Origin of the sequence: Ignavibacterium sp., from assembly GCF_025998815.1 — a bacterium.
GTDB lineage: Bacteria > Bacteroidota > Ignavibacteria > Ignavibacteriales > Ignavibacteriaceae > Ignavibacterium.
This window is the reverse complement of the sequence record NZ_AP026678.1, coordinates 84,598-106,159: the sequence shown is the minus strand read 5'-3', so window position 1 is coordinate 106,159 and position 21,562 is coordinate 84,598. Positions and strand designations below refer to the sequence as shown.

The following is a 21,562-nucleotide window of genomic DNA, read 5'->3' as shown; positions in this document are numbered from 1 at the left end:
ATCAGGTTAAAGAAATGTGTTGATACTTTTCTTTCAGAATAGAAATTTCCTCAAGAATTTTCTCTGACTTATTTGAAAAGTCAGCAAATGTTTTGAATGTCTCTTCATTTATATTGTTTTGAACAGCAGCTTCGCTTAAAATCTTAAAGTACTCAATCAAATTTTCTATTCCCAATGTCAGATAAGTGCCTTTAAGTTTGTGCAAATAGAATTTTAACTGATCAGCATTTTTTGAAAGGATTGCTTCTTTTATATGTTCAAGATTTTTAGGGATTTCAGTTAAATAAACATCAAGCATTTCTCTGAAAAATATCAGATCATTTTCACTTGTTATCTCATTCAGAAAAGAAATATTTTTTTCTTTAATAAAAGTTAGTTCAATTTCTTTGTTAAGGTCACGGAATAATTTCTGATTCTTTCTTGCAACAATTTGCCTTGACCATTTATCAAGCACTCTTCGTAAATCTTCAAGGTTAACAGGTTTGCTAAGATAATCATCCATTCCGGCTTTGATATAATTTTCCTCGTCACCAGCCATTGCATTAGCAGTCATAGCAACAATTACGGGTTTATGTTCTTTGTTCAATTGACCTTTGATTACATTGCAAGCTTCAATGCCATCCATTTCAGGCATTAGTATATCCATAAATATGATATCATAATCAATGTTTGATGCTGCTTCAACTGCCTCTTTCCCGTTAGAAACTATATCTGCTTTATAACCTAATCTTTCAATCATTCTTGAAGCAACCATCTGATTGATATTATTATCTTCAGCAAGAAGAATTTTTAATCGGGTTGGTTCTGAAAGAGATTCTGCAACTTCAGGTGAAATTTGTTTCAGTGACTTATCCTCTGTTCTTGGTGTTATAGTTAAATCAATAACTTCGACTAAGGACTTAAGTCTGAAAGGTTTTGATAATATTTTAACTGACGGAACTGAATCAGATTCTTTGACTGAAATTTCTTTCCCGTGATATTTAAGAATGATAAAACCAAATTTTCTTTTCGAATTTTTTAATTTTATTCTCTCTACAACATCAGCAAGTTTCTGATAAATTCCCGAAGCGTTTATGATTACAATATCATAATCATTAACATAATCCAGATTATGATAAAGTACATTAATGTCAACAGCAACATCAACATTCATATTCCATTTTTTTAGAAGATTATATAAGACCTGTCCGTGCTGATAATTTGTATCAACTAACAATACTTTTTTATCTTCAAAAGTTGCAGGAATCTGAACACTCCGAAGCGAAGTATCAACTGTTGGAATCGTTGTGTTGATTGTGAAAATAAATTTGCTTCCCTGCCCTTCTTCACTTTCAACTTTTATTTCTCCACCCATCATCTCAACAAGCTTTTTGCTGATAACAAGTCCAAGTCCTGTTCCACCATAACTTCTGGTTGTTGATGAATCAACTTGCGAAAATGGTTTGAACAATCTATCCATTTTATCTTTTGGAATTCCAATTCCGGTATCGCGAACAATGAACTTCAATTTAATGTTTTCGTTATCTCTTTCTTCAACAAATACAGAAACTTCTACTTCACCTTTACTGGTAAACTTAACGGCATTTCCAATAAGATTGGTTAATATTTGCCGGAGACGAGTAACATCTCCACTAATTACTGCAGGAACATCATCAGTCATTCTGTAATATATCTCAATATCCTTTTCAGCAGCTTTTGAAGAAATCAGTTCGAGAGAATCTTCAATACATTCGTTTAATAAAAATGGAATTGATTCAAGTTCAAGTTTTTCAGATTCTATTTTTGTGAAATCCAGTATATCGTTAATGATTACCAAAAGCTGTTCGCCGCTTAATCTGATTGTGTTCACATACTCACGCTGAGCATCAGTTAACATAGTATCAAGAAGCAAACCTGTCATTCCTATTACACCATTCATCGGCGTTCTTATTTCGTGACTCATCAATGCAAGAAATTCACTTTTTGCTTTTGCTGCTTGTTCAGTTTCTTTAATGGCTTTATCAAGTTCAATATTTTTTCGTAGGAGCTGTTCAGCAATCTGATTTCGTTTTATCACTGCACCAAGCACAGCTGCCATTGTGCTTAAGATTGATTCCTCATCACTCGTCCATAATCTGTCTGAATGACAATCATCAAAACCGATAAATCCCCAATAGTTTCCATCAATCAAAATAGGAACAAGAATAATTGATTTAATTGTGGAATCAATAAAAGCTCTTCTTTCTTCTCTGGAAAGATTTTTCAGTATGAATGAAAGTGATTGACCTTTTGATAAAAGTTCATAAAACTGAAGAGCAGAAAATCGCGAATATGAAATTCGTCGAAATGCTGGATCTTTTATTTGCGGAATTATTCCTGAAGCAGTCCACTCATAACTAAGTGAAAAGTATTTTTCTTCCGTTATTTCATCTTCGAAATGTCTGAATAAATAAACTCTGTCAACTGAAGCATATTCACCTAGAATTCTTAATGCCGAATTAAAACCTTCGGATTCATTATGAGCAGCTATTAAAGCAGCGATTGCTTTCGAGATTCCCTGAAGTAAGTTACTTTTTTTCTCAATCAGAATTTCATTTAATTTTCTTTCACTTATATCACGGAATATGCTAAGTAGAAATTTTTCTCCACTTAGATTCTCAATAAATGAATTTGATATCTCAAAAAATAGTTGGGTTCCATTCCACAAAGGAGCATTGAATTCAAAGTGATCTTTTAATTTTCCGGACTTGAAACTTTGTTTGTAATCATCAAGAATAAGCTCTTCAATTGAAGGATCATAAAGAATGGAAATTGGTTTACCAACTATTTCATCTTTTGTTTTACAAAACATAAGCGCAAATGAATCATTACAAAGTCTCACAATTCCATTTTCATCAGTCAAACGCATACCATCTTTTGATCTGTCCCAAATAACTTTAAAAATATATTCTGATGATTCAATTCTTCTTTGTGCTTCTAATCTGAATCGGATATCTCTGATAGTTCCCTGTCCAAATGTTTCTCCATTATCATCAATTACTTTCAGATTGATTTCTACAGGAATTGTTTTGCCTGATTTACTGATAAGTTCAACCTGAAAATTTGCTTGCTCAGAGCTTCTAATAAGTTTTACAAATGAATTGAAGTAATTTTCAACTTTATTCGAATCAACAAAATGAATAATTGATTTATTAAGTACTTCTTCAGGAGAATATCCAAGCAGATCCTTTACAGAAGGGCTAATGTATTTCAGTTTTCCTGTTTTGGAAATTCTGAAAATTACATCAATAGAAGATGCAATTAGCGAGTGAAGTCGCTCAATTGAATTATCGCTAATAGAATCTATTCCTTTCAAATCTAAAATTTTCTTATAAATACTCTGTTAAATTTAATACAATGATTTTTGAAATTAAACGATTTCATCCTTAATTCCTTGCAAGGCAAAAAGCCTTTTTCTAAGTTTCGGAAGCAAATTTTTCTTCACTTATTTAGGGGCTTATATGAAAAGAACAATCGTCGCAATGCCCGGAGATGGCATTGGAAAAACCGTCCTTCCCGAAGCAATCAGAGTGTTAGATGCAGTTGGTTTCGAAGCTGAATATGTTCACGGCGATATTGGTTGGGAATTCTGGTGTAAAGAAGGAAATGCACTTCCACAAAGAACAATTGATTTACTTGCAAAGCATAAAATAGGATTATTTGGTGCAATCACTTCCAAACCAAAAGATGCTGCTGAAAAAGAACTTGATCCTTCATTGAAAGGGAAAGGTTATTCTTACTTCTCACCTATTGTTGGAATGCGACAACATTTTAATCTTGATATTTGTATTCGTCCTTGCATTTCTTTTAAGGGAAATCCACTGAACTTTATTCGTAAAGATGGAAAAGGCGGTTACGAAGAACCAATGGTAAACGCTGTCATCTTCCGTCAAAACACTGAAGGACTTTATGCTGGAATTGAATGGACAAATCCACCTAAGAATGTTCTTGATGCATTTGCATCTCATCCTAAATGGAAAGCTTTTGCAAATGTTCCACCTGAAGAAATGGCAATCTCAACCCGAATTGTAACCAGGAAAGCTGCTACAAGAATTATCAGAGCAGCATTTGAATATGCAAAGAAATATGGATATAAGAATGTAACTGTTTGTGAAAAACCGAATGTATTAAGAGAAACTTCAGGAATGATGTTGAAGATCGGAAAAGAAATTGCAAAAGAATATCCGGATATTGCACTTTGGGACACAAACATTGATGCACAAATGATGTGGCTTACAAAAAATCCTGAAGACTATGGAGTGATTGTTGCCGAAAATATGTTCGGTGATATTATCTCTGATGGATTTGCAGGACTTGTCGGTGGGTTAGGATTTGCTTGCAGTGCAAATCTTGGTGAAGAGGTCGCTGTATTTGAACCTACTCACGGAAGTGCACCAAAATATCAGGAATTAAATCCATCAATCGTAAATCCAATTGCAATGATTCTCAGTGCTTGCATGATGCTTGATCATCTTGGTGAAAATGAAAAAGCTGAAAGAATAAGAAAAGCAATTGCAAAAGTTATAGAAGAAGGCAAAGTAAAAACTTACGATATGATGAAGCTTCGAGGTGGACCAGATGTATTCAAATATGGTGCAGCATCTACTCAGCAAATGACGGATGAAATAATTAAAAATCTCTAAGTGTATCTATGTGTGCTTAGTGCCTTTGTGGTGAATATTTTACCACTCAGACACCTGAATCACTAAGTTTCACTGAGGAAGAAACATGAATGGAATAGAACTCATAATAATCGCAGTTGTAATGTATGCTGTTGCTTACAAGTTGTACGGTAACTTTCTCATCAAACGACTTGAAGTGAATAACAGCAACCCGACTCCTTCTCATACAATGAATGATGGAGTTGATTACTGTCCTGCCAAACCACCAGTTTTACTTGGTCATCATTTTGCATCCATTGCCGGAGCCGGACCGATCGTCGGACCAGTAATTGCAGCAGGATTTGGCTGGGTTCCTGTTTATTTGTGGGTTTTATTCGGTGCAGTTTTTATCGGTGGTGTTCATGATTTTTCTTCAATCATCTCTTCAGTCCGACATCAAAGCAAATCAATCGGATTTATAATTCAAACCTACATTGGTGAAAGTGGTAAAAGATTATTTCTTCTTTTTTCCTGGGCAACTTTAATTCTTGTTATTGCTGTTTTCACAATTATTGTTGCTGATACATTTACTCATATTCCAAGTTCAGCAACATCATCAATTCTTTTCATTTTGCTTGCGATTGTTTTTGGATTGGCTATCTACAGATTTAAAGTTCCTCTGACAATCGGAACAATAGTTGGAGTAATCTTACTCTTTTTATGTATTGTTGCAGGAAATTATTTTCCAATTCAGTTAAGCACTATTTGGTGGCAACTAATTTTATTTGCATACATATTTGCTGCATCGGTTACACCGGTTTGGATATTACTTCAACCAAGAGATTATCTGAATTCATTTTTCCTTTACGCATTGATGATTGGCGGACTGATTGGAGTTTTTTTTGCAGCACCATCAATAAATATTCCTGCATTCAGTTCATTCTCATTGGATAAAGTTGGGTATCTCTTCCCTGCATTGTTTGTTACAGTCGCTTGTGGTGCAATAAGTGGTTTTCATTCTTTGGTGGGGAGTGGAACAACCGCCAAACAACTTGACAAAGAAACTGATGCCAGACTTGTTGGTTATGGTGGGATGTTAATTGAAGGTTTACTTGCAGTTTTATCACTTACTGCAGTAGCATCAATGGTTAACAAAGAATTTATTGATATTCTTGTAAACAAAGGACCTGTTCCGGCATTCTCACTAGGTGTTGCAAGATTTCTGAATGCAATTCCTTTTTTGAATATTTCAGTTGAAGCAGGCCAAACATTTTCTGCGCTTGCTGTTTCTGCATTTGCACTTACTTCATTGGACACAGCAACCCGACTTGCAAGGTTTATGTTTCAGGAATTTTTTGAAGTTAAAGACCAACCTGAGAAAAAATCTGTATTACAAAATCGTTTTGTAGCCACCGGAATCACAGTTGCAGTAGGTGCTGCATTAACATTCAGTGGACAGACAATGTCCATCTGGCCGGTTTTCGGAAGTGCGAACCAACTGCTTGCAGCTCTTGCTTTATTGGCTTTGACTGCCTGGATAGCTTATTTACGAAAAGGAATATTATTCGTAATGATACCTATGCTTTTTATGTTTGCTGTAACACTAACATCACTTGGAATGTTGGTAATTACTAATTTTAATTCTTCTAATTATACTTTGTCAATAATTTCATTGCTACTTTTTCTTTTAGCTGTTTCACTTGGGTTTAAAACTTATAATGTTCTTGTGAATGGAAAGGAAACTGCAAAGGAAATTATTTGAAATCCAATATTAGTTTGTGATATATAAATGACACTTATAAATCTGTTCAAAATTATTCGGAGATAATATGCGCGAAAAAGTTTTATCTATCTGGCCTGAAATAAAATGGATTAAAGATGAGCAATTACGGGAAAAAGTTCTTGACTGCTGGATTTATGCAATTGAAAATTCGGTTCTCAGTCCTGAAGATCTTGAAGTAATTCCCTTTTCACTTCTGATTAAAGATTGCAAAATTTCTTTTATGAATCATAAACGAACTGCTGTTCAGCTTTCTGTAGATATTGCAAAACGAATGAAAGAAAATTTTGGTGATGAAATTAAGATTGATATGGATATTCTTATTGCAGGCGCAATTCTGATTGATGTTGGTAAGTTAATAGAATATGATAAAGTTGATGGACAACTTACAACAAGTAAAGCAGGAAAATTACTTCGTCATCCATTCAGTGGAGTCGCGATTGCGGACAGATTCGGTCTTCCACCTGAGGTTCAGCATATTATTGCTTATCACGCAAAAGAAGGTGATCTTGCAAAACGAAGTGTTGAAGCAATAATTGTTCATCATGCAGATTTTGTATCGTTCGATCCTTTTAAGGCTTAAAACAATTGCACGCAGATGAAGCTGATTTTGCGGGTCAGCGCAGAACAGTCTCATCTGTGTCATCAGTGTTCCATTGTTTTTTATGGAGATAACTATGAGTCAAACACTAATAGAAAAAATAGCTCAAAGGTTTGCTGTTGGATTAACTCCGCAGCACGAAGTTCACGCAGGTGATTATCTTTCAATCAAACCTGCTTATGTAATGACGCACGACAATACTGGTGCAGTGATTCCCAAGTTCAAATCAATCGGTGCAACAAAACTTGCCAATCCAAGACAGGTGGTAATCACACTTGATCATAATGTGCAGGATAAATCCGAAAAGAATCTTGAGAAGTATAAAAAGATTGAAGAGTTTGCTAAGACTATGGGAGCCGATTTTTATCCGGCGGGAAGAGGAATCGGACATCAGATTATGTGCGAAGAAGGTTATGCCTGGCCTCTAACAATGGCAGTTGCATCTGATAGTCATTCAAATATGTATGGTGGATTAGGTTGTCTTGGTACTCCAATCGTAAGAACTGATGCTGCTGCAATCTGGGCTACAGGAAGAACCTGGTGGCAGGTTCCTCCGATTGCCAGAGTTACTTTAACCGGCAAATTAAGAAAAGGAGTAACCGGCAAAGATTTGATTATTGCTTTATGCGGATACTTTAATCACGATGAAGTATTAAATCATGCTATTGAATTTGTCGGAGACGGAGTAAAAAGTTTATCAGTAGATGAACGACTTGCAATTTCTAATATGACAACAGAATGGGGTGCACTTGCAGGAGTTTTCCCGGTTGATGAAATAACTATTCAATGGTTAAGAAATCGTGCCGACTATATTTCCAAACGCGGACTAGAAGGAGTTGCATCAGACATTGATGGAAATGGTATTCATCCAAGGGTGAACAATAAACGAATTGATGAACTTGAAAAAAACATTTTGAAAGCAGATGAAGATGCATTCTATGCAAAGGAACTTATAATTGATTTATCTACCATCGAACCTTTTGTTTCCGGACCAAACACAGTTAAAACTTTCGCACCAGTTTCTGAATTAAAAAATAAGGATGTTAAAATCAATAAAGCCTATCTCGTTTCCTGTGTTAATAGCAGACTTGATGATATTAAAGAAGCAGCAGAGGTTGTTAAAGGGAAAAAAGTAGCCGAAGGAGTAAAATTTTATATTGCTGCCGCATCAAGTGAAGTGCAGAAAGAAGCTGAAAAACTTGGTTATTGGCAAACTTTACTTGAAGCTGGTGCAATTCCTCTTCCTCCGGGTTGCGGTCCTTGTATTGGTTTGGGAACCGGACTGCTTGAAGACGGCGAGGTGGGAATTTCTGCAACCAACAGAAACTTTAAAGGAAGAATGGGCTCGCCGAATGCATTTGCCTATCTTGCTTCTCCTGCGGTTGTAGCTTCATCGGCAATTGCAGGAAAGATTGATTACAACTGGAATAATGGTGGTCATAAAATTCTCGGTAGTGTTAAAGTAAATTCAAAGAAAGCTGATAAGAAAACAACCGTAAAAATTATAGAGGGCTTCAAACCAGTTGTTGAAGGAGAATTAATTTTTTGTCACCAGGATAATCTTAATACTGATGGAATTTACCCCGGCAAATACACTTATAATGATGATATGACTCCGCAACAACAAGCTGAAGTTGTAATGGAGAATTATGATCCTGAATTTGTAAAGATTGCAAAAGCTGGTGATATTCTTGTAGGTGGATTTAATTTCGGTACAGGCTCTTCGCGTGAACAAGCTGCAACAGCGTTAAAGTATAAAGGTATTCAGTTAGTTATTGCCGGAACTTTTAATGAAACATATAAACGAAATGCTTTGAATAATGGATTTCTTCTGATTGAATGCCCTGAACTGATAAATGATTTGAAAGCAAAATTTGGTGCACAAAAACTGACAGTTAAAACCGGAATGATTGCAAAGATTGATTTTCAGAATTCAGTCATTAATGTTGATAGCAAGTCATATACAATTGATCCGGTCGGTGAAGCTGCACAGGAATTAATTGTCACTGGAGGACTTGAGGAATGGGTAAAAAAGAACCTCGGAAGTTAATAGGATCACGGATTAAACAGATTGAACGGATCAAAACAGATTTAAATGCAGTTTTAATATCAGGATATTACAGAAAAAATTATTAGAGCTTTTTATAATGTATATAATACACTGGGCTATGGATTTTTAGAGAAAGTATATGAAAATGCTTTAATGCCTGAATTAAAATTGATGAATTTATAATGTGAGAAACAAAAACAAATCAAAGTGTTTTACAAAAGTCATATAGTTGGAGAATATTTTGCTGATATAATTGTTGAGAATAAAATTATAATAGAAATTAAAGCCGCTGAAGGAATAATAGAAGAACATGAAAATCAACTTTTGAATTATCTTAAAGCGACAGAAATCTAAGTTGGACTTCTATTGAACTTTGATAAGAAGCCACAATTCAAGAGACAAATTTTCGAAAATGAATTTAAAAAATCCGTTTAAATCTGTTAAATCAGTTAAATCCGTGTTCCAATCACTAAAAAATTTATCAGAGGAAATTTTATGAACAAATCCATCTCAAGAACAATCGCTGAGTTTGCAGTTAATCTGCAATACAAAGACTTACCAAAAGAAGTTATCCACGAAGTAAAAAGATATCTCTACGATTCTGTAGGATGTGCTTTCGGTGGATATCACACAAAGGATGTTAGAATAATTCGTAACATCTACAAAGATATGGGAGGAACCGAAGAAGCAACGGTATTGGTATTTGGAGATAAAATTCCTGCAGTTAATGCTACACTGGTAAACTCTCTTATGATTCGTGCACTTGACTTCAATGATATTTACTGGAAAGAAGATCCATCTCATCCATCAGACCTGATTCCAGCAGCACTTGCAACTGCTGAAATGGTTGGTGCATCAATGGAAGAAGTTATTACAGCAATCGTTCTTGCTTATGAATTTGAACAACGACTTTGTGAATTTGCTGTACCAGGAATTCGTGAAAGAAAATGGCATCACGCAACACTAACCCAATTTGTCTCTCCCATTGTTGCAGGAAAAATTCTTGGATTGACAGTTGAGCAGATGGTAAATGCAATTGGAATAAACGGAAGCCACAATCATACAATTGGATGTCCGACTGCTGGCAAACTTACAATGATGAAAAACACTGTTGATCCGATGGCCGTTCAGTCCGGAGTTTTTGCAGCAATGATGGCTCAAAGAGGTTACACAGGAACTGAAGCAGTATTTGAAGGTAAAGAAGGATTTATGGACTGTTTCTTTGGTTGGGATGTAAAAGAACAGAAAGTTAAACCTGTTCAGATGCAGGGACGCGAAACTCTTGGTGAATGGAAATGGGATGTTGATAAACTTATTGGTGGACTTGGTGACTCCTATAAAATCCTTGAATGCAGTATGAAGGCATTCCCTACTGAAGCATTAACTCATACTCACATTTCTGCAACACTAAAAGTGGTAACTAAGAATAACATATCTTATGATCAGATTGAATCTGTAACAATCACAACAATAGCAAGAGCTTGCGATATACTTTTTGATCCGCACAAATATCGTCCGGAGTCTCGTGAGACTGCAGATCATTCACTTCCCTATTGTATTGCAGCCGCTTTGGTAGATCATAAAATTACAACTCAATCTTTCTCCGAAGAGAAACTTAAAGACCCGAGAATATGGGAAGTGATTGATAAAATTCATGGTGAAGCATCTGAAGAGTTTGAAAAAATGTTTCCGGCAAAACAACCAAGTAAAGTAGTAATAAAGACAAAAGACGGAAGAGAATTTTCGGAATATCTTGAATATCCAAAAGGTGATCCGCGCGAACCGATGACAATGGAAGACCTTGATAATAAATTCGAAGGACTTTCTGAAAAACTTCTTGTTGCCGGAAGAAGAAAAGAAATAAAGGACGCAATCTTTAATGCAGAGTTGATGACTGCCAGAGAGTTTATGAAGAAGATGATTTTATGAATTATTGTCATTTGTGGTCATTAAGTCATTTTTAGTCATTTGTCTTATAAACGGAGGTGAAGTGAAATTAGAAGAGTTGCAAGTTTATCAATTGTCAATGAACATTGCTGAAAGGATTTGGAATATTGTTATTGAATGGGATTATTTTGCAAAGGATGTCGTTGGTAAGCAGTTAATGAGAGCTGTTGATTCGGTTGCAGCAAATTTAAGTGAAGGGTTCGGGAGATATTTTTATAAAGAGAATAAACAGTTTTGTTATTATTCAAGAGGCTCTCTATATGAAACTAAAACCTGGATTCGAAAAGCTTTTAACAGAAAACTCATAGAAGAAAAGATTTATCTCGAACTTATTACTGAGATTGAAACAATTGGAGTCAAATTGAATAATTACATCAAAACTATTGGTAGAACTCCAAACAATAAATGACTAAAACTGACTAATGACTATAAATGACCATCATTGAATAACAATGACAATTACTGACTAAAATTAATAGTGAAGCAAACAATTAATCATTTCAAGAAATAAAATTATGAAAACCAAAACCTTGAACAAAAGTATTGCAGGTAAACGTGGCGATAACATTCGCTCGGATTGTTACATAGAAATTCAACTTAAGGAATCTGGTGGGATTAAACTCGAGTTGAAAAGTAAAGTAGAAGTAATGTACGGAGAATCAATCCGCGAATTAATATTTGAGATGTGCGATTACTTTAATCTGAAAAATGCAAAAATAATTTGCGAAGACTACGGTGCATTACCTTTTGTTATCGCAGCAAGATTCGAACTCGCCGTAAAAAGATTATTCCCAAATACTAAAAAAGAATTCCTTCTGCCATTTATTAAACAGAACGAATATACAACTACCAAAGACAGATTAAGAAGAACAAGATTATATCTGCCTGGCAATGAACCGAAATTTTTTATTAACGCAGGATTACATTCGCCTGATGGAATAATTCTAGATCTTGAAGATTCAGTTGCGCCATCTGAAAAAGATGCCGCTCAATTGCTGGTTAGAAATGCGCTTCGTTCAGTTGATTTTTATGGTGCAGAAAGAATGGTGAGAATAAATCAATTACCAAAAGGAATTGATGATTTGAAATTTATAGTTCCACATAATGTACATGTGATTTTAATTCCTAAATGCGAATCTGCCGAACAGGTAAAAGCAGTAGAAAAAGAAGTTGAGAAACTAAAAAAACAATTTGATATAAAATCAGAAATTTATTTTATGCCGATAATTGAAAGCGCACTTGGTGTTATAAAATCTTATGAAATTGCCTCAGGATCAAAACTGAATTGTGCTCTCGCAATCGGATTGGAAGATTACACAGCAGACATCGGTACTCAAAGAACAAATGAAGGACGCGAAAGTATTTTTGCCCGACAGATGTTAGTTAATGCAGCTCGTGCTGCAAGCATTCAACCAATTGATACAGTATTTTCTGATGTTGCAGATATGGAAGGTCTTCGTCAAAGTGTTATTGAAGCAAAGTCACTTGGATTTGAAGGAAAAGGTTGCATTCATCCAAGACAAATTCCTGTTGTGCATCAGGCATTTGCTCCAACTGCAGATGAAATTGAGAAAGCTAAAAAAATTGTACTTGCATTTGAAGAAGCTGAGAAAAAAGGACTTGGTGTTGTAGCACTGGGAAGTAAGATGATTGATCCACCTGTAGTTAAAAGAGCAATTAAAACAATTGACCTTGCAATTCAAAATAATCTGTTAAACAAAAATTGGAGAAAGGAAGTAGTACACTGATTAAACTTATTCATTATGATTTTTTAAAATCATAACAAATCATAATAATCATAAAAATCTGCGTACCATTTCACAAAGGAATGAATATGAAATTAATAAAAAACGCTGCTGGAAGATTAGTTCCAACCGAAGTAAACGGACAAGAGCAAATTCCCTTTAAGGGAGTCAACAAACACAAACCAACAGGTTACAAAGCAAAACCACCAATCAGGAGTTGTGTTGATTATCCGTGGGATGGAAATAAACTAGTAAAAGATTTAAATACTGCTTTGAAGAAAGCTGGAATAAAAGATGGAATGACAATTTCAACTCACCATCATTTTCGAAACGGTGACTATGTTACCAATATTTTATTTGATATCATTCACGAGATGGGAATAAAAAATATAAGATGGTTTCCTTCTGCATCATTTCCAGTCCATCAACACTTAATAAAGTATCTTGAAGACGGAACGATCCATCACATCGAAGGAAGTATGAACGGACCTTTAGGAAAATTTACTTCCGAAGGTAAGATGAAAGGAGTTGGAGTCCTTCGTTCACACGGAGGAAGATATCAGGCAGTGCAGGATGGAGAAGTTCACATTGATATAGCTGTTATTGCTGCACCTACTGCAGATTCTTTTGGAAATGCAACCGGAGACCGTGGTCCTGCAGCTTGTGGACCACTTGGTTTTGCACTGGTGGATTCGGAATATGCCGATAAAGTAATTGTTGTAACCGATAATCTTGTTCCATTTCCCTGCTATCCCTGGATGATTCAGGGTAACAATGTTGATTATGTAGTCAAGATTGATTCAATTGGTGATCCCTCAAAAATTGTCTCCGGAACAACTGAAATTACCAAGTCACCTGACAGACTTTTAATTGCTGAATACATTGCACAATTTCTTGATGAAGCAGGAATAATGAAAGATGGATTTTCATTTCAGGCAGGTGCAGGCGGAACTTCTCTTGCATTCATTCCATTTCTGAAAGAACGAATGAAAGCAAAAAATGTTAAAGCAAGATTCGTTCGTGGAGGAAGCACTAAATATCTTGTTGAACTTTTGAATGAAGGGTTCACCGATTACATTCTTGATGGGCAAACTTTTGATCTCGAAGGTGTTAAAAGTCTTCGGGAAAATCCTAATCATATAAATACTTCGCCTTTCACGAGTTACAATTTTCATGGTAAAGGGAATTTCGCTTCAATCGTTGATGCTGCGATTCTTGGTGCGACTGAAGTCGATATAAACTTTAATGCAAATGTTGTAACGCACTCCGACGGTTATCTATTACATGGAATAGGAGGTTGGCAGAATTGTCTTTACTCAAAATGTACAATACTTGCTATTCCATCTTTCCGTGACAGAATTCCTGTAATTGTTGATGAAGTTACTACTCTTTGTGGTCCTGGAGAACTTATTGATGTGATTGTAACTGAAAGAGGAATAGCGATAAATCCAAAACGAAAAGATTTATTGAAAGCAGTAAAAGATTCATCACTACCAATTCGTGATATAAAAGAAATAAAGAAAGAAGTCGATACAATCTGTGGTGGAAAACCTGCTAAACCAAAGTTGAATAAAGATAAAGTTGTTGCCATTGTAAAATGGGTTGATGGAACAGTACTCGATTCTGTTTTTCAGGTAGATACAAATTGAAAAAACATCAGAAAGTTCTGGATTAAATGAAAATAGGAATTGCTTTTGGTTCAGGTGGATCAAGAGGTATTGCTCATATTTTGATGGTTGAAGCACTTGAAGAGCTTGGATTGAAAGCATCGGTTGTATCAGGTTCAAGCATTGGGGCAATCGGAGCTGCATTTTACGCAGCGGGAATAGATTCAAAATCAATGCGGGAAATTCTTAATGAATTAGTCAATCCCAAATCAGATAGCATATTTGATTTTCTGCTCAGGTCAGATGTTATCAAACTTCTTACGATGTTTGATCCTCAAATTATTAAATCAGGTTTAATCAAAGGTGAAAAATTTCAGAAATTTCTTTCCGATAGAATACCAGCAAAAACTTTCAAAGAACTTAAAATTCCTTGTTATATAACTGCAACAGATTTTTGGTCAAAGAAAGAAATTGTATTTAATTCAGGTGAACTGATTCCTGCTGTAAAAGCAAGCTATTCAATTCCGGGTTTATTTACTCCAGTTGAATATCAAGGAAAAGTTTTAATTGATGGCGGTGCGGTCAATCCTTTACCTTATGATTTGATTAAGAGTAAATGTGATCTTACTATTGCGATAGATGTGACAGCATCCAACCATTCTGATATAAAAGAAATGCCTGCAACACTTGATTCGGTATTCAGCACATTTCAGATAATGCAAATTTCAATCATCAGAGAAAAGCTAAAACACACAAAGCCAGATATCTATATTAAACCTCAGATAAAAGATATCAGGTTGTTCGATTTCGCAAAAACTGAATTGATATTTGCTCAAGCGCTGAAGGCAAAAGAAAAGTTGAAAAGAGAACTGGAAAATCATTTAAATAGAAAAAAGAATTAATAAAGTAGAGACTTGCCATGGCAAGTCTCTACAAAATAACAAACTCAAATCCGATTTTTACTCTTCCAATGTACTTAAATTTCCCGGATCAATTCCTAATGCTCTGGCTTTCAAAACTCTGCGCATAATTTTTCCACTTCTGGTTTTGGGAAGTGAATCAACTATTTCAATCTGTTCTGGTTTTGCAATCGGACCTACTTCGTGTGCTACGTGTTGTTTCAATTCATCAACCAATTTATCAGATTTTTCATATCCTGTCTTTAATAAAACAAAACAATGAATTGCATTACCTTTTACCTCGTGCGGAAGACCAATGGCTGCAGCTTCTGCAACTGCAGGATGACTAACTAAAGCAGATTCTATTTCAGCTGTGCCCAATCTATAACCGGAAACTTTTATTACATCATCAACTCTACCGATTACCCAGAAATAACCATCTTCATCTTTTCTAGCTGAGTCACCAGTCATATACATTCCGGGATATTTACTCCAATATTGATTAACATATCTGTCCGGATCATTCCAAATAGTTCTTAACATTGAAGGCCAAGGAGTTTTAATGACGAGATATCCTTCCTCGTTTGGTTTAACAGGATTTCCGTTTTCATCAACAACATCAGCAACAATTCCAGGAAAAGGTTTTGTCCCTGAACCAGGTTTTAATGGTGTGCAAGGCATCGGAGTAATCATAAACATTCCTGTTTCAGTCTGCCACCAGGTATCCATAATCGGACATCTTTCTTTTCCGATTACTTTATAATACCATCTCCAGGCTTCAGGATTGATTGGTTCACCAACACTACCAAGTAATCTTAATGAAGAAAGATTATATCTGTTAGGCCAGGCATCTCCGAACCTCATCAGGCCTCTGATTGCTGTTGGTGCAGTATAGAGAATGTTAATTCCATATTTTTCAATCATCTGCCACCAGCGATGAGGATAAGGATAATTTGGCGCTCCTTCATACATAAATGAAGTTGTACCGTTTAATAAAGGTCCGTAAACAATATAACTATGTCCGGTAATCCAGCCGGGATCAGCAGCACACCAATATCTGTCTTCTTCGTGAATGTCAAACACATACTTCAAAGTAGTGTAAGTACCAACCATATACCCACCGTGAGTATGAAGAATTGCTTTAGGTTTACCGGTTGTTCCTGAAGTGTATAATAAAAATAATGGATGTTCAGCATCAACCATCTCAAGGCACTCGTTATTATTTGCTATCGGGAGATTCATCAGTTCGTGATACCACATATCTCTTCCAAATTCCATATTGATCTGATGACCGGTTCTTTTAACTACCAAAACACTCTCAACAGTGGCTGCTCTTTGTAATGCTTCATCAGCTATTTTTTTAAGTTCAACTATTTTCCCTCTCTGATATGAACCATCAGCAACAATTAAAACTTTTGATTGACTATCTTCAAGTCGTTCGTGTAAAGCTTCAACAGAAAAGCCACCATAAACAACTGAATGTATTGCGCCAATTCTTGCACAGGCAAGCATTCCAATCATCAGTTCAGGAATTCTGCCCATATATAAAGTAACCCTATCACCTTTTTTCACACCAAGACTTTTAAGCACATTAGCAAACCGGCAGGTTTCTCTGTGAAGAGCGAAATATGAAAAAGATCTGAACTCACCGTTCTCACCTTCCCAAATCAGTGCAAGTTTATTTCGTCTTGCGGTTTTAACATGAACATCAAGACAGTTGTAGGCGATATTAGTTTCAGCACCAACGAACCATTTATAAAACGGTTTATTAGAATCATCTAAAACTTTTGTCCAGGGTTTACTCCAATAAAGATTTTTCGCTTCACTTTCCCAAAAACCTATAGGGTCTTTTGAAGCGAATTCATACAAACTTTCACATTTGGCATTAGCATATTCGAGTACTTCTTTTGAGGGATAGTAAACTTCACCGGATAATTTTTTTTCTGCCATAAAAATGCTCCTTTGTTGGTGTGATAAATTTGGTTTTACTTGGGCGTGAAGTTAAAACTTTAGTTTTAGATATTCAATAAACGAAAGAATTTTTGTTGATACTTGATTTGAAGGAGTTATAAAGTTGAATGAAAATCATTCATTACATAAAACCAGGAGGCGTTTCAAAAATCATTTTAACCGGATTTTGAAACAACCTCCTGTTTAATTTCACTAGAATTTATTTGGTCCTGCGTTTTTTATTGAATCATCTGCTGCTGATTCATACTCTTTGAAATTTTCTATGAACATGTTTGCAAGTTTCTTTGCCTGTTCATCATAAGCATTTTTATCTGCCCAGGTATTCCTGGGATTGAGCACTTCATTTGGAACGCCAGGACATTCTTTAGGAATCATTAGATTGAAGAAAGGTTCTTTTTCATATTCAACATTATCTAATTTTCCTTCTAGCGCAGCAGTAAGCATTGCACGTGTGTATTGAATTTTCATTCTGCTACCAACACCATAAGGGCCACCTGTCCAACCAGTATTAACAAGCCAGCAGTTTACATTGTGCTTTTTAATTTTTTCACCCAATAATTTTGCATACACACCAGGATGATGAACCATAAACGGAGCACCAAAGCAAGTTGAGAAAGTTGCTTTTGGTTCGGTGACACCTTTTTCAGTTCCCGCAACTTTTGCAGTATAACCAGAAATAAAATGATACATTGCCTGATCAATTGATAATTTAGAAATCGGAGGAAGAACTCCAAAAGCATCTGCTGTTAACATTATGATATTTTTCGGATGCCCACCCATTCCATCTTCAACAATATTATTAAGATGTGTGATTGGATAAGCAGCTCTGGTATTTTCGGTAAAAGTATCATCATCCAAATCAACTCTACGAGTGTGTGCATTGATTTGAACATTTTCTAAAATTGTCCCGAACTTTCTGGTGCATTCATAAATTTCAGGTTCGGCTTCCTGCGAAAGTCTTATAACTTTAGCATAACATCCGCCTTCGTAGTTGAAAACTCCTTCATCACTCCAGCCGTGTTCGTCATCTCCAATAAGAGGTCTGTTAGGATCTGCGGAAAGAGTTGTTTTTCCGGTTCCACTCAATCCAAAGAAGAGCGCAACATCTCCATCTTTACCCACATTGGCAGAGCAATGCATTGACATAACATTTTGAAGAGGCATCAGATAATTCATCGTTGTGAAGATAGATTTCTTTATTTCACCTGCATAGCTTGTACCGCCAATCAGAATTAATTTCTTTCCAAAATGAATAACTATGAATACCTCAGAGTTTGTGCAATCAACTTCTTTATCAGCATGGAAATTCGGCATATGAAGAATTGTAAAATCTGTTTTATGATTTGATAATTCTTCTTCATCTTTATATCTACGGAACATATTTCTTGCAAAAAGAGCATGCCAGGCATTTTCAGTGATTACACGAACTCCAACTCTGTATTTTGGGTCAGCGCTTACATAGCAATCTTCGACATATAAATCTTTTCCCTGAATGTATGCTTTCATTTTCAAGAATAATCTTTCGAAACAATCTTCAGCCATTGATTTGTTAACTTTTCCCCACCAAACATTTTTATCACTGCTGTTTTCTTTAACAATAAATTTATCATTTGGGCTTCGGCCTGTGTGATAACCGGTTCTTACTACAAGAGGACCTAAATGTGCAAGTAAACCTTCTCTTCTTCTTATAACCTGTTCATAAAGCGCAGGAGTTACATAATTGTAAAAAACTTCCCTGATATTTTTTAATCCGAGTTGTTGTAACTCAATCAGGATTTTATCTTTAAGTTGCATTTATATATTCTCCTTTATAATTGACATCAAAAAATAATCTTTGACTCATTGAAAAAATGTGATATGGAAAGTAAAAATTTATACCTAAAACAATTACTGATTCTTATTGAAAAAATTTAAAAGATTAAGCTCTAATTTCTCCTCACAGAAAAATGGTTCCCCGTACCTCTTATGAATCTGAAAGCCATAAAATTCAGCCCGCGAACGAATATAGTTTATAAATTCAGGTCTGCTGATAAATGTTTCGGGTTCAGTGCTTTTAGGATTGTGAAATTGAGTTTCGTAACAAGCAATAGCTTTCATCTTTTGTTCGAAAGTTTCAGAAATATCAACAATAAAAGTTGGTTCAAAAGTATAAGTCTGCATAAAATAAAATAATCTATCCGGTCTGAATTGTTGTTGAGGAACTTCTCTGTCAAATGTTTTGATTTTAGCCAATCCCGAATAAAAAACAGCTCTTTTAATAAGCTGACTTGCATCAATATGATCCGGATGTCTGTCATTAAAATATGGGGCAAAAACGATTGATGGACGATACTTCCGGATTGTAATAATAACTTTAAGAAGATTTTCTTTATTCAATTGAATATTTCCATCAGGGATTTCAAGATTTTCCCGCATTGCAGCTTTTAATGTTATGGCTGCATTAAACGCTTCACGCTGACGCGTTTCTGCTGTTCCTCTTGTTCCCATCTCACCTTTTGTTAAATCAATTAAACCGACTTTGATATTATTTTTTGAAAGAAGTGCAACAGTCCCACCCATTGAAAGTTCTGCATCGTCCGGGTGTGCAGAAAAAACGAGTACATCAAGATGCATAATTTATTCCTCTGATGATTTAGAAGATTTAATTTTCAGCTATACAAATGTATAACAGTATTCATTATTAATTCACTTCAAATAAAAAAATTCTTTTGATTTAATTAATATCTTTTTAATTTGATAAAGCTAATCCGAATAAAATAATAACTAATCATTCATTTAGAGGGTCTTATAATGAAAAATATTACTGTTCTTGTTTTGTTCTTTTTTCTATTGACTAATTTTGTTTCTGCTCAATCATATCAATGGCAGCTTAAACAATCCGGAAGCAGTCTTGGTGGACCGATTGATGTTGAGAAAAACAATACCAACAATGTTTATTATGGAAGCGGAAATAAGATTTACCGAAGTACAGATCGCGGTGAAACTTTTACTCAGATGGGAACAAATATTCCGGGAGCTTCATCAGTAAAATCTGTTACACTTAAAGATGATGCACCAGGAACAATGGTCGTGGCTGTTGAATCTTCTCCCAATGATAAAATTTATAAAACAACTGACTATGGACAAACCTGGATTTTAACCAATGATGAAGGACAGATGTCATACTTTGGAATTCCTGTTACACAAGATCCTTCACATCCGGATACATTATTCACAATGATTGGTGTTAACTTCAAAATATCTACTGATTTCGGAAGCACCTGGACTACTATTGCAAGTAATTTCGGACCTATTAGCGCACCTTGCGATATAGAAGTCTTTCCGGATACAAATATTATTCTCATTGGTGATAATGGAACCGGAATTTTCAGAAGTACAAATTATGGCTTAAACTGGTCACAGGTTCATAGCACAAGCGGTGAGATACCAACAATTGCTGTTGACTTTACCAATCCGGGAATTGCCTGGGCAACCAAATGGGGTGGTGGCGGTGGCTTCCTGAAATCAACGGATTATGGACAAACATGGGCTGCTCAACCTACATTCGCGGGAATCAATATGTGGGGAGTTCATACAAATCCCAACGACGGAAATGAAGTTTTTGCCGGTTGCTATTCTTGTGGTTCAACCTGGAGAACCAAAAACGGTGGTTCAACCTGGCTTCAGATACCAATTACTTCTTCTCATTATCAGGTTTACATTACCGATTCAATGTCTGTTTATGCAGCACAATCAAGTGGATTATACAAATTAACTTCTCCATTTTTTATTCCGGTTGAACTTGAAAGCTTTATCGCACAAGTAGTTGAAAACAAAGTTGTTCTCGAATGGATTACTTCAACTGAATTGAACAACTCTGGATTTGAAATTCAATACAGCGTTGATAACAAAACTTTTGATTACATTGCTTTCGTCCCTGGCTTTGGAACAACAACCGAGAAACATTCTTATTCATACACAGTTGAAAATTTGGGTAAAGGTGTTCATTACTTCAGGTTAAAACAAATTGATTATGATGGTACAGAAACTTTGACAAATTCAGTTGAAGTAAATATCAATAATAACTTAATAAAAGACTTTGCACTTGAGCAGAATTATCCAAACCCGTTCAATCCGAGCACAAAAATCAGTTGGCATTCTCCGGTAGGAAGTTGGCAAACTTTAAAAGTTTATGATATGCTTGGAAATGAAGTCGCAACTTTAGTGAATGAATATAAAGATGCCGGAAGTTATCAGGTTACATTTGATTCAGAGAAATACAATCTTCCAAGTGGAGTTTACATTTATAAACTTCAGGCAGGAAATTTTGTTTCAACAAAAAAATTATCTTTAATTAAATAAAA

The 21,562-nt window shown here is 35.3% G+C and carries 14 protein-coding genes and 1 pseudogene; 11 read left to right on the top strand and 4 right to left on the bottom strand.

The features are described from left to right. Position 1 precedes the first annotated feature (1 nt). Positions 2–3,334 carry an ATP-binding protein gene (locus Q0X14_RS00425; protein ID WP_297840920.1) on the bottom strand — a complete coding sequence of 1,111 codons (3,333 nt, stop codon included), beginning with the start codon at positions 3,332–3,334 and terminating at the stop codon, positions 2–4. 145 nt (positions 3,335–3,479) lie between these two features. On the opposite strand from Q0X14_RS00425, the gene Q0X14_RS00420 reads away from it, so the two are divergent. From Q0X14_RS00420 to Q0X14_RS00375, 10 genes and pseudogenes are all read left to right on the top strand, one after another. Beyond that, positions 3,480–4,661: an isocitrate/isopropylmalate family dehydrogenase gene (locus tag Q0X14_RS00420; RefSeq protein WP_297840917.1), complete on the top strand. Its 1,182-nt coding sequence runs from the start codon at positions 3,480–3,482 to the stop codon at positions 4,659–4,661. An 85-nt stretch (positions 4,662–4,746) separates the two neighbouring features. Continuing rightward, positions 4,747–6,381 carry a carbon starvation protein A gene (locus Q0X14_RS00415; protein ID WP_297840914.1) on the top strand — a complete coding sequence of 545 codons (1,635 nt, stop codon included), beginning with the start codon at positions 4,747–4,749 and terminating at the stop codon, positions 6,379–6,381. 67 nt (positions 6,382–6,448) lie between these two features. After that, positions 6,449–6,982, top strand: a complete 534-nt coding sequence (locus Q0X14_RS00410; RefSeq protein WP_297840913.1) for an HD domain-containing protein — start codon at positions 6,449–6,451, stop codon at positions 6,980–6,982. Between the two features lie 94 nt (positions 6,983–7,076). Beyond that, complete coding sequence (gene lysF, locus Q0X14_RS00405) at positions 7,077–9,050, top strand: homoaconitase (RefSeq protein ID WP_297840910.1); 1,974 nt, start codon at positions 7,077–7,079, stop codon at positions 9,048–9,050. Positions 9,051–9,116: 66 nt separating this feature from the next. Next, positions 9,117–9,485, top strand: a pseudogene (locus Q0X14_RS00400) (GxxExxY protein). Positions 9,486–9,545: 60 nt separating this feature from the next. Beyond that, complete coding sequence (locus Q0X14_RS00395; RefSeq protein ID WP_297840906.1) at positions 9,546–10,979, top strand: MmgE/PrpD family protein; 1,434 nt, start codon at positions 9,546–9,548, stop codon at positions 10,977–10,979. A gap of 61 nt (positions 10,980–11,040) precedes the next feature. Further along, positions 11,041–11,406 (top strand): four helix bundle protein, encoded by a 366-nt coding sequence (locus Q0X14_RS00390; protein ID WP_297840905.1) that lies wholly within the window; start codon positions 11,041–11,043, stop codon positions 11,404–11,406. Between the two features lie 106 nt (positions 11,407–11,512). Next, positions 11,513–12,745, top strand: coding sequence for an aldolase/citrate lyase family protein (locus tag Q0X14_RS00385; protein WP_297840903.1), 1,233 nt, complete (start codon positions 11,513–11,515; stop codon positions 12,743–12,745). 86 nt (positions 12,746–12,831) lie between these two features. Continuing rightward, a complete protein-coding gene (citF, locus tag Q0X14_RS00380; protein WP_297840901.1) occupies positions 12,832–14,391 on the top strand; it encodes a citrate lyase subunit alpha in 1,560 nt (519 codons plus the stop codon). Positions 14,392–14,417: 26 nt separating this feature from the next. Next, positions 14,418–15,251, top strand: a complete 834-nt coding sequence (locus tag Q0X14_RS00375; protein WP_297840898.1) for a patatin-like phospholipase family protein — start codon at positions 14,418–14,420, stop codon at positions 15,249–15,251. A 57-nt stretch (positions 15,252–15,308) separates the two neighbouring features. Here Q0X14_RS00375 and acs read toward each other — a convergent pair whose 3' ends face one another. The 3 genes from acs to bshB1 all read right to left on the bottom strand — a co-directional run bounded on the left by acs (position 15,309) and on the right by bshB1 (position 19,832). Next, complete coding sequence (acs, locus tag Q0X14_RS00370; protein WP_297840896.1) at positions 15,309–17,198, bottom strand: acetate--CoA ligase; 1,890 nt, start codon at positions 17,196–17,198, stop codon at positions 15,309–15,311. 213 nt (positions 17,199–17,411) lie between these two features. Continuing rightward, a complete protein-coding gene (locus Q0X14_RS00365) occupies positions 17,412–19,013 on the bottom strand; it encodes a phosphoenolpyruvate carboxykinase (RefSeq protein ID WP_297840893.1) in 1,602 nt (533 codons plus the stop codon). A 93-nt stretch (positions 19,014–19,106) separates the two neighbouring features. Beyond that, complete coding sequence (bshB1, locus tag Q0X14_RS00360) at positions 19,107–19,832, bottom strand: bacillithiol biosynthesis deacetylase BshB1 (protein WP_297840890.1); 726 nt, start codon at positions 19,830–19,832, stop codon at positions 19,107–19,109. A 177-nt stretch (positions 19,833–20,009) separates the two neighbouring features. On the opposite strand from bshB1, the gene Q0X14_RS00355 reads away from it, so the two are divergent. After that, positions 20,010–21,560 carry a T9SS type A sorting domain-containing protein gene (locus Q0X14_RS00355; RefSeq protein ID WP_297840888.1) on the top strand — a complete coding sequence of 517 codons (1,551 nt, stop codon included), beginning with the start codon at positions 20,010–20,012 and terminating at the stop codon, positions 21,558–21,560. Positions 21,561–21,562: the final 2 nt, after the last annotated feature.

Bases quoted from the DNA above. Each gene is read 5' to 3' on its own strand.
- lysF (WP_297840910.1), top strand. From the start codon at position 7,077: ATGAGTCAAACACTAATAGAAAAAATAGCTCAAAGGTTTGCTGTTGGA.
- Q0X14_RS00410 (WP_297840913.1), top strand. From the start codon at position 6,449: ATGCGCGAAAAAGTTTTATCTATCTGGCCTGAAATAAAATGGATTAAA.
- Q0X14_RS00395 (WP_297840906.1), top strand. From the start codon at position 9,546: ATGAACAAATCCATCTCAAGAACAATCGCTGAGTTTGCAGTTAATCTG.
- Q0X14_RS00385 (WP_297840903.1), top strand. From the start codon at position 11,513: ATGAAAACCAAAACCTTGAACAAAAGTATTGCAGGTAAACGTGGCGAT.
- bshB1 (WP_297840890.1), bottom strand. From the start codon at position 19,832: ATGCATCTTGATGTACTCGTTTTTTCTGCACACCCGGACGATGCAGAA.
- acs (WP_297840896.1), bottom strand. From the start codon at position 17,198: ATGGCAGAAAAAAAATTATCCGGTGAAGTTTACTATCCCTCAAAAGAA.
- citF (WP_297840901.1), top strand. From the start codon at position 12,832: ATGAAATTAATAAAAAACGCTGCTGGAAGATTAGTTCCAACCGAAGTA.
- Q0X14_RS00415 (WP_297840914.1), top strand. From the start codon at position 4,747: ATGAATGGAATAGAACTCATAATAATCGCAGTTGTAATGTATGCTGTT.
- Q0X14_RS00355 (WP_297840888.1), top strand. From the start codon at position 20,010: ATGAAAAATATTACTGTTCTTGTTTTGTTCTTTTTTCTATTGACTAAT.
- Q0X14_RS00420 (WP_297840917.1), top strand. From the start codon at position 3,480: ATGAAAAGAACAATCGTCGCAATGCCCGGAGATGGCATTGGAAAAACC.
- Q0X14_RS00365 (WP_297840893.1), bottom strand. From the start codon at position 19,013: ATGCAACTTAAAGATAAAATCCTGATTGAGTTACAACAACTCGGATTA.
- Q0X14_RS00375 (WP_297840898.1), top strand. From the start codon at position 14,418: ATGAAAATAGGAATTGCTTTTGGTTCAGGTGGATCAAGAGGTATTGCT.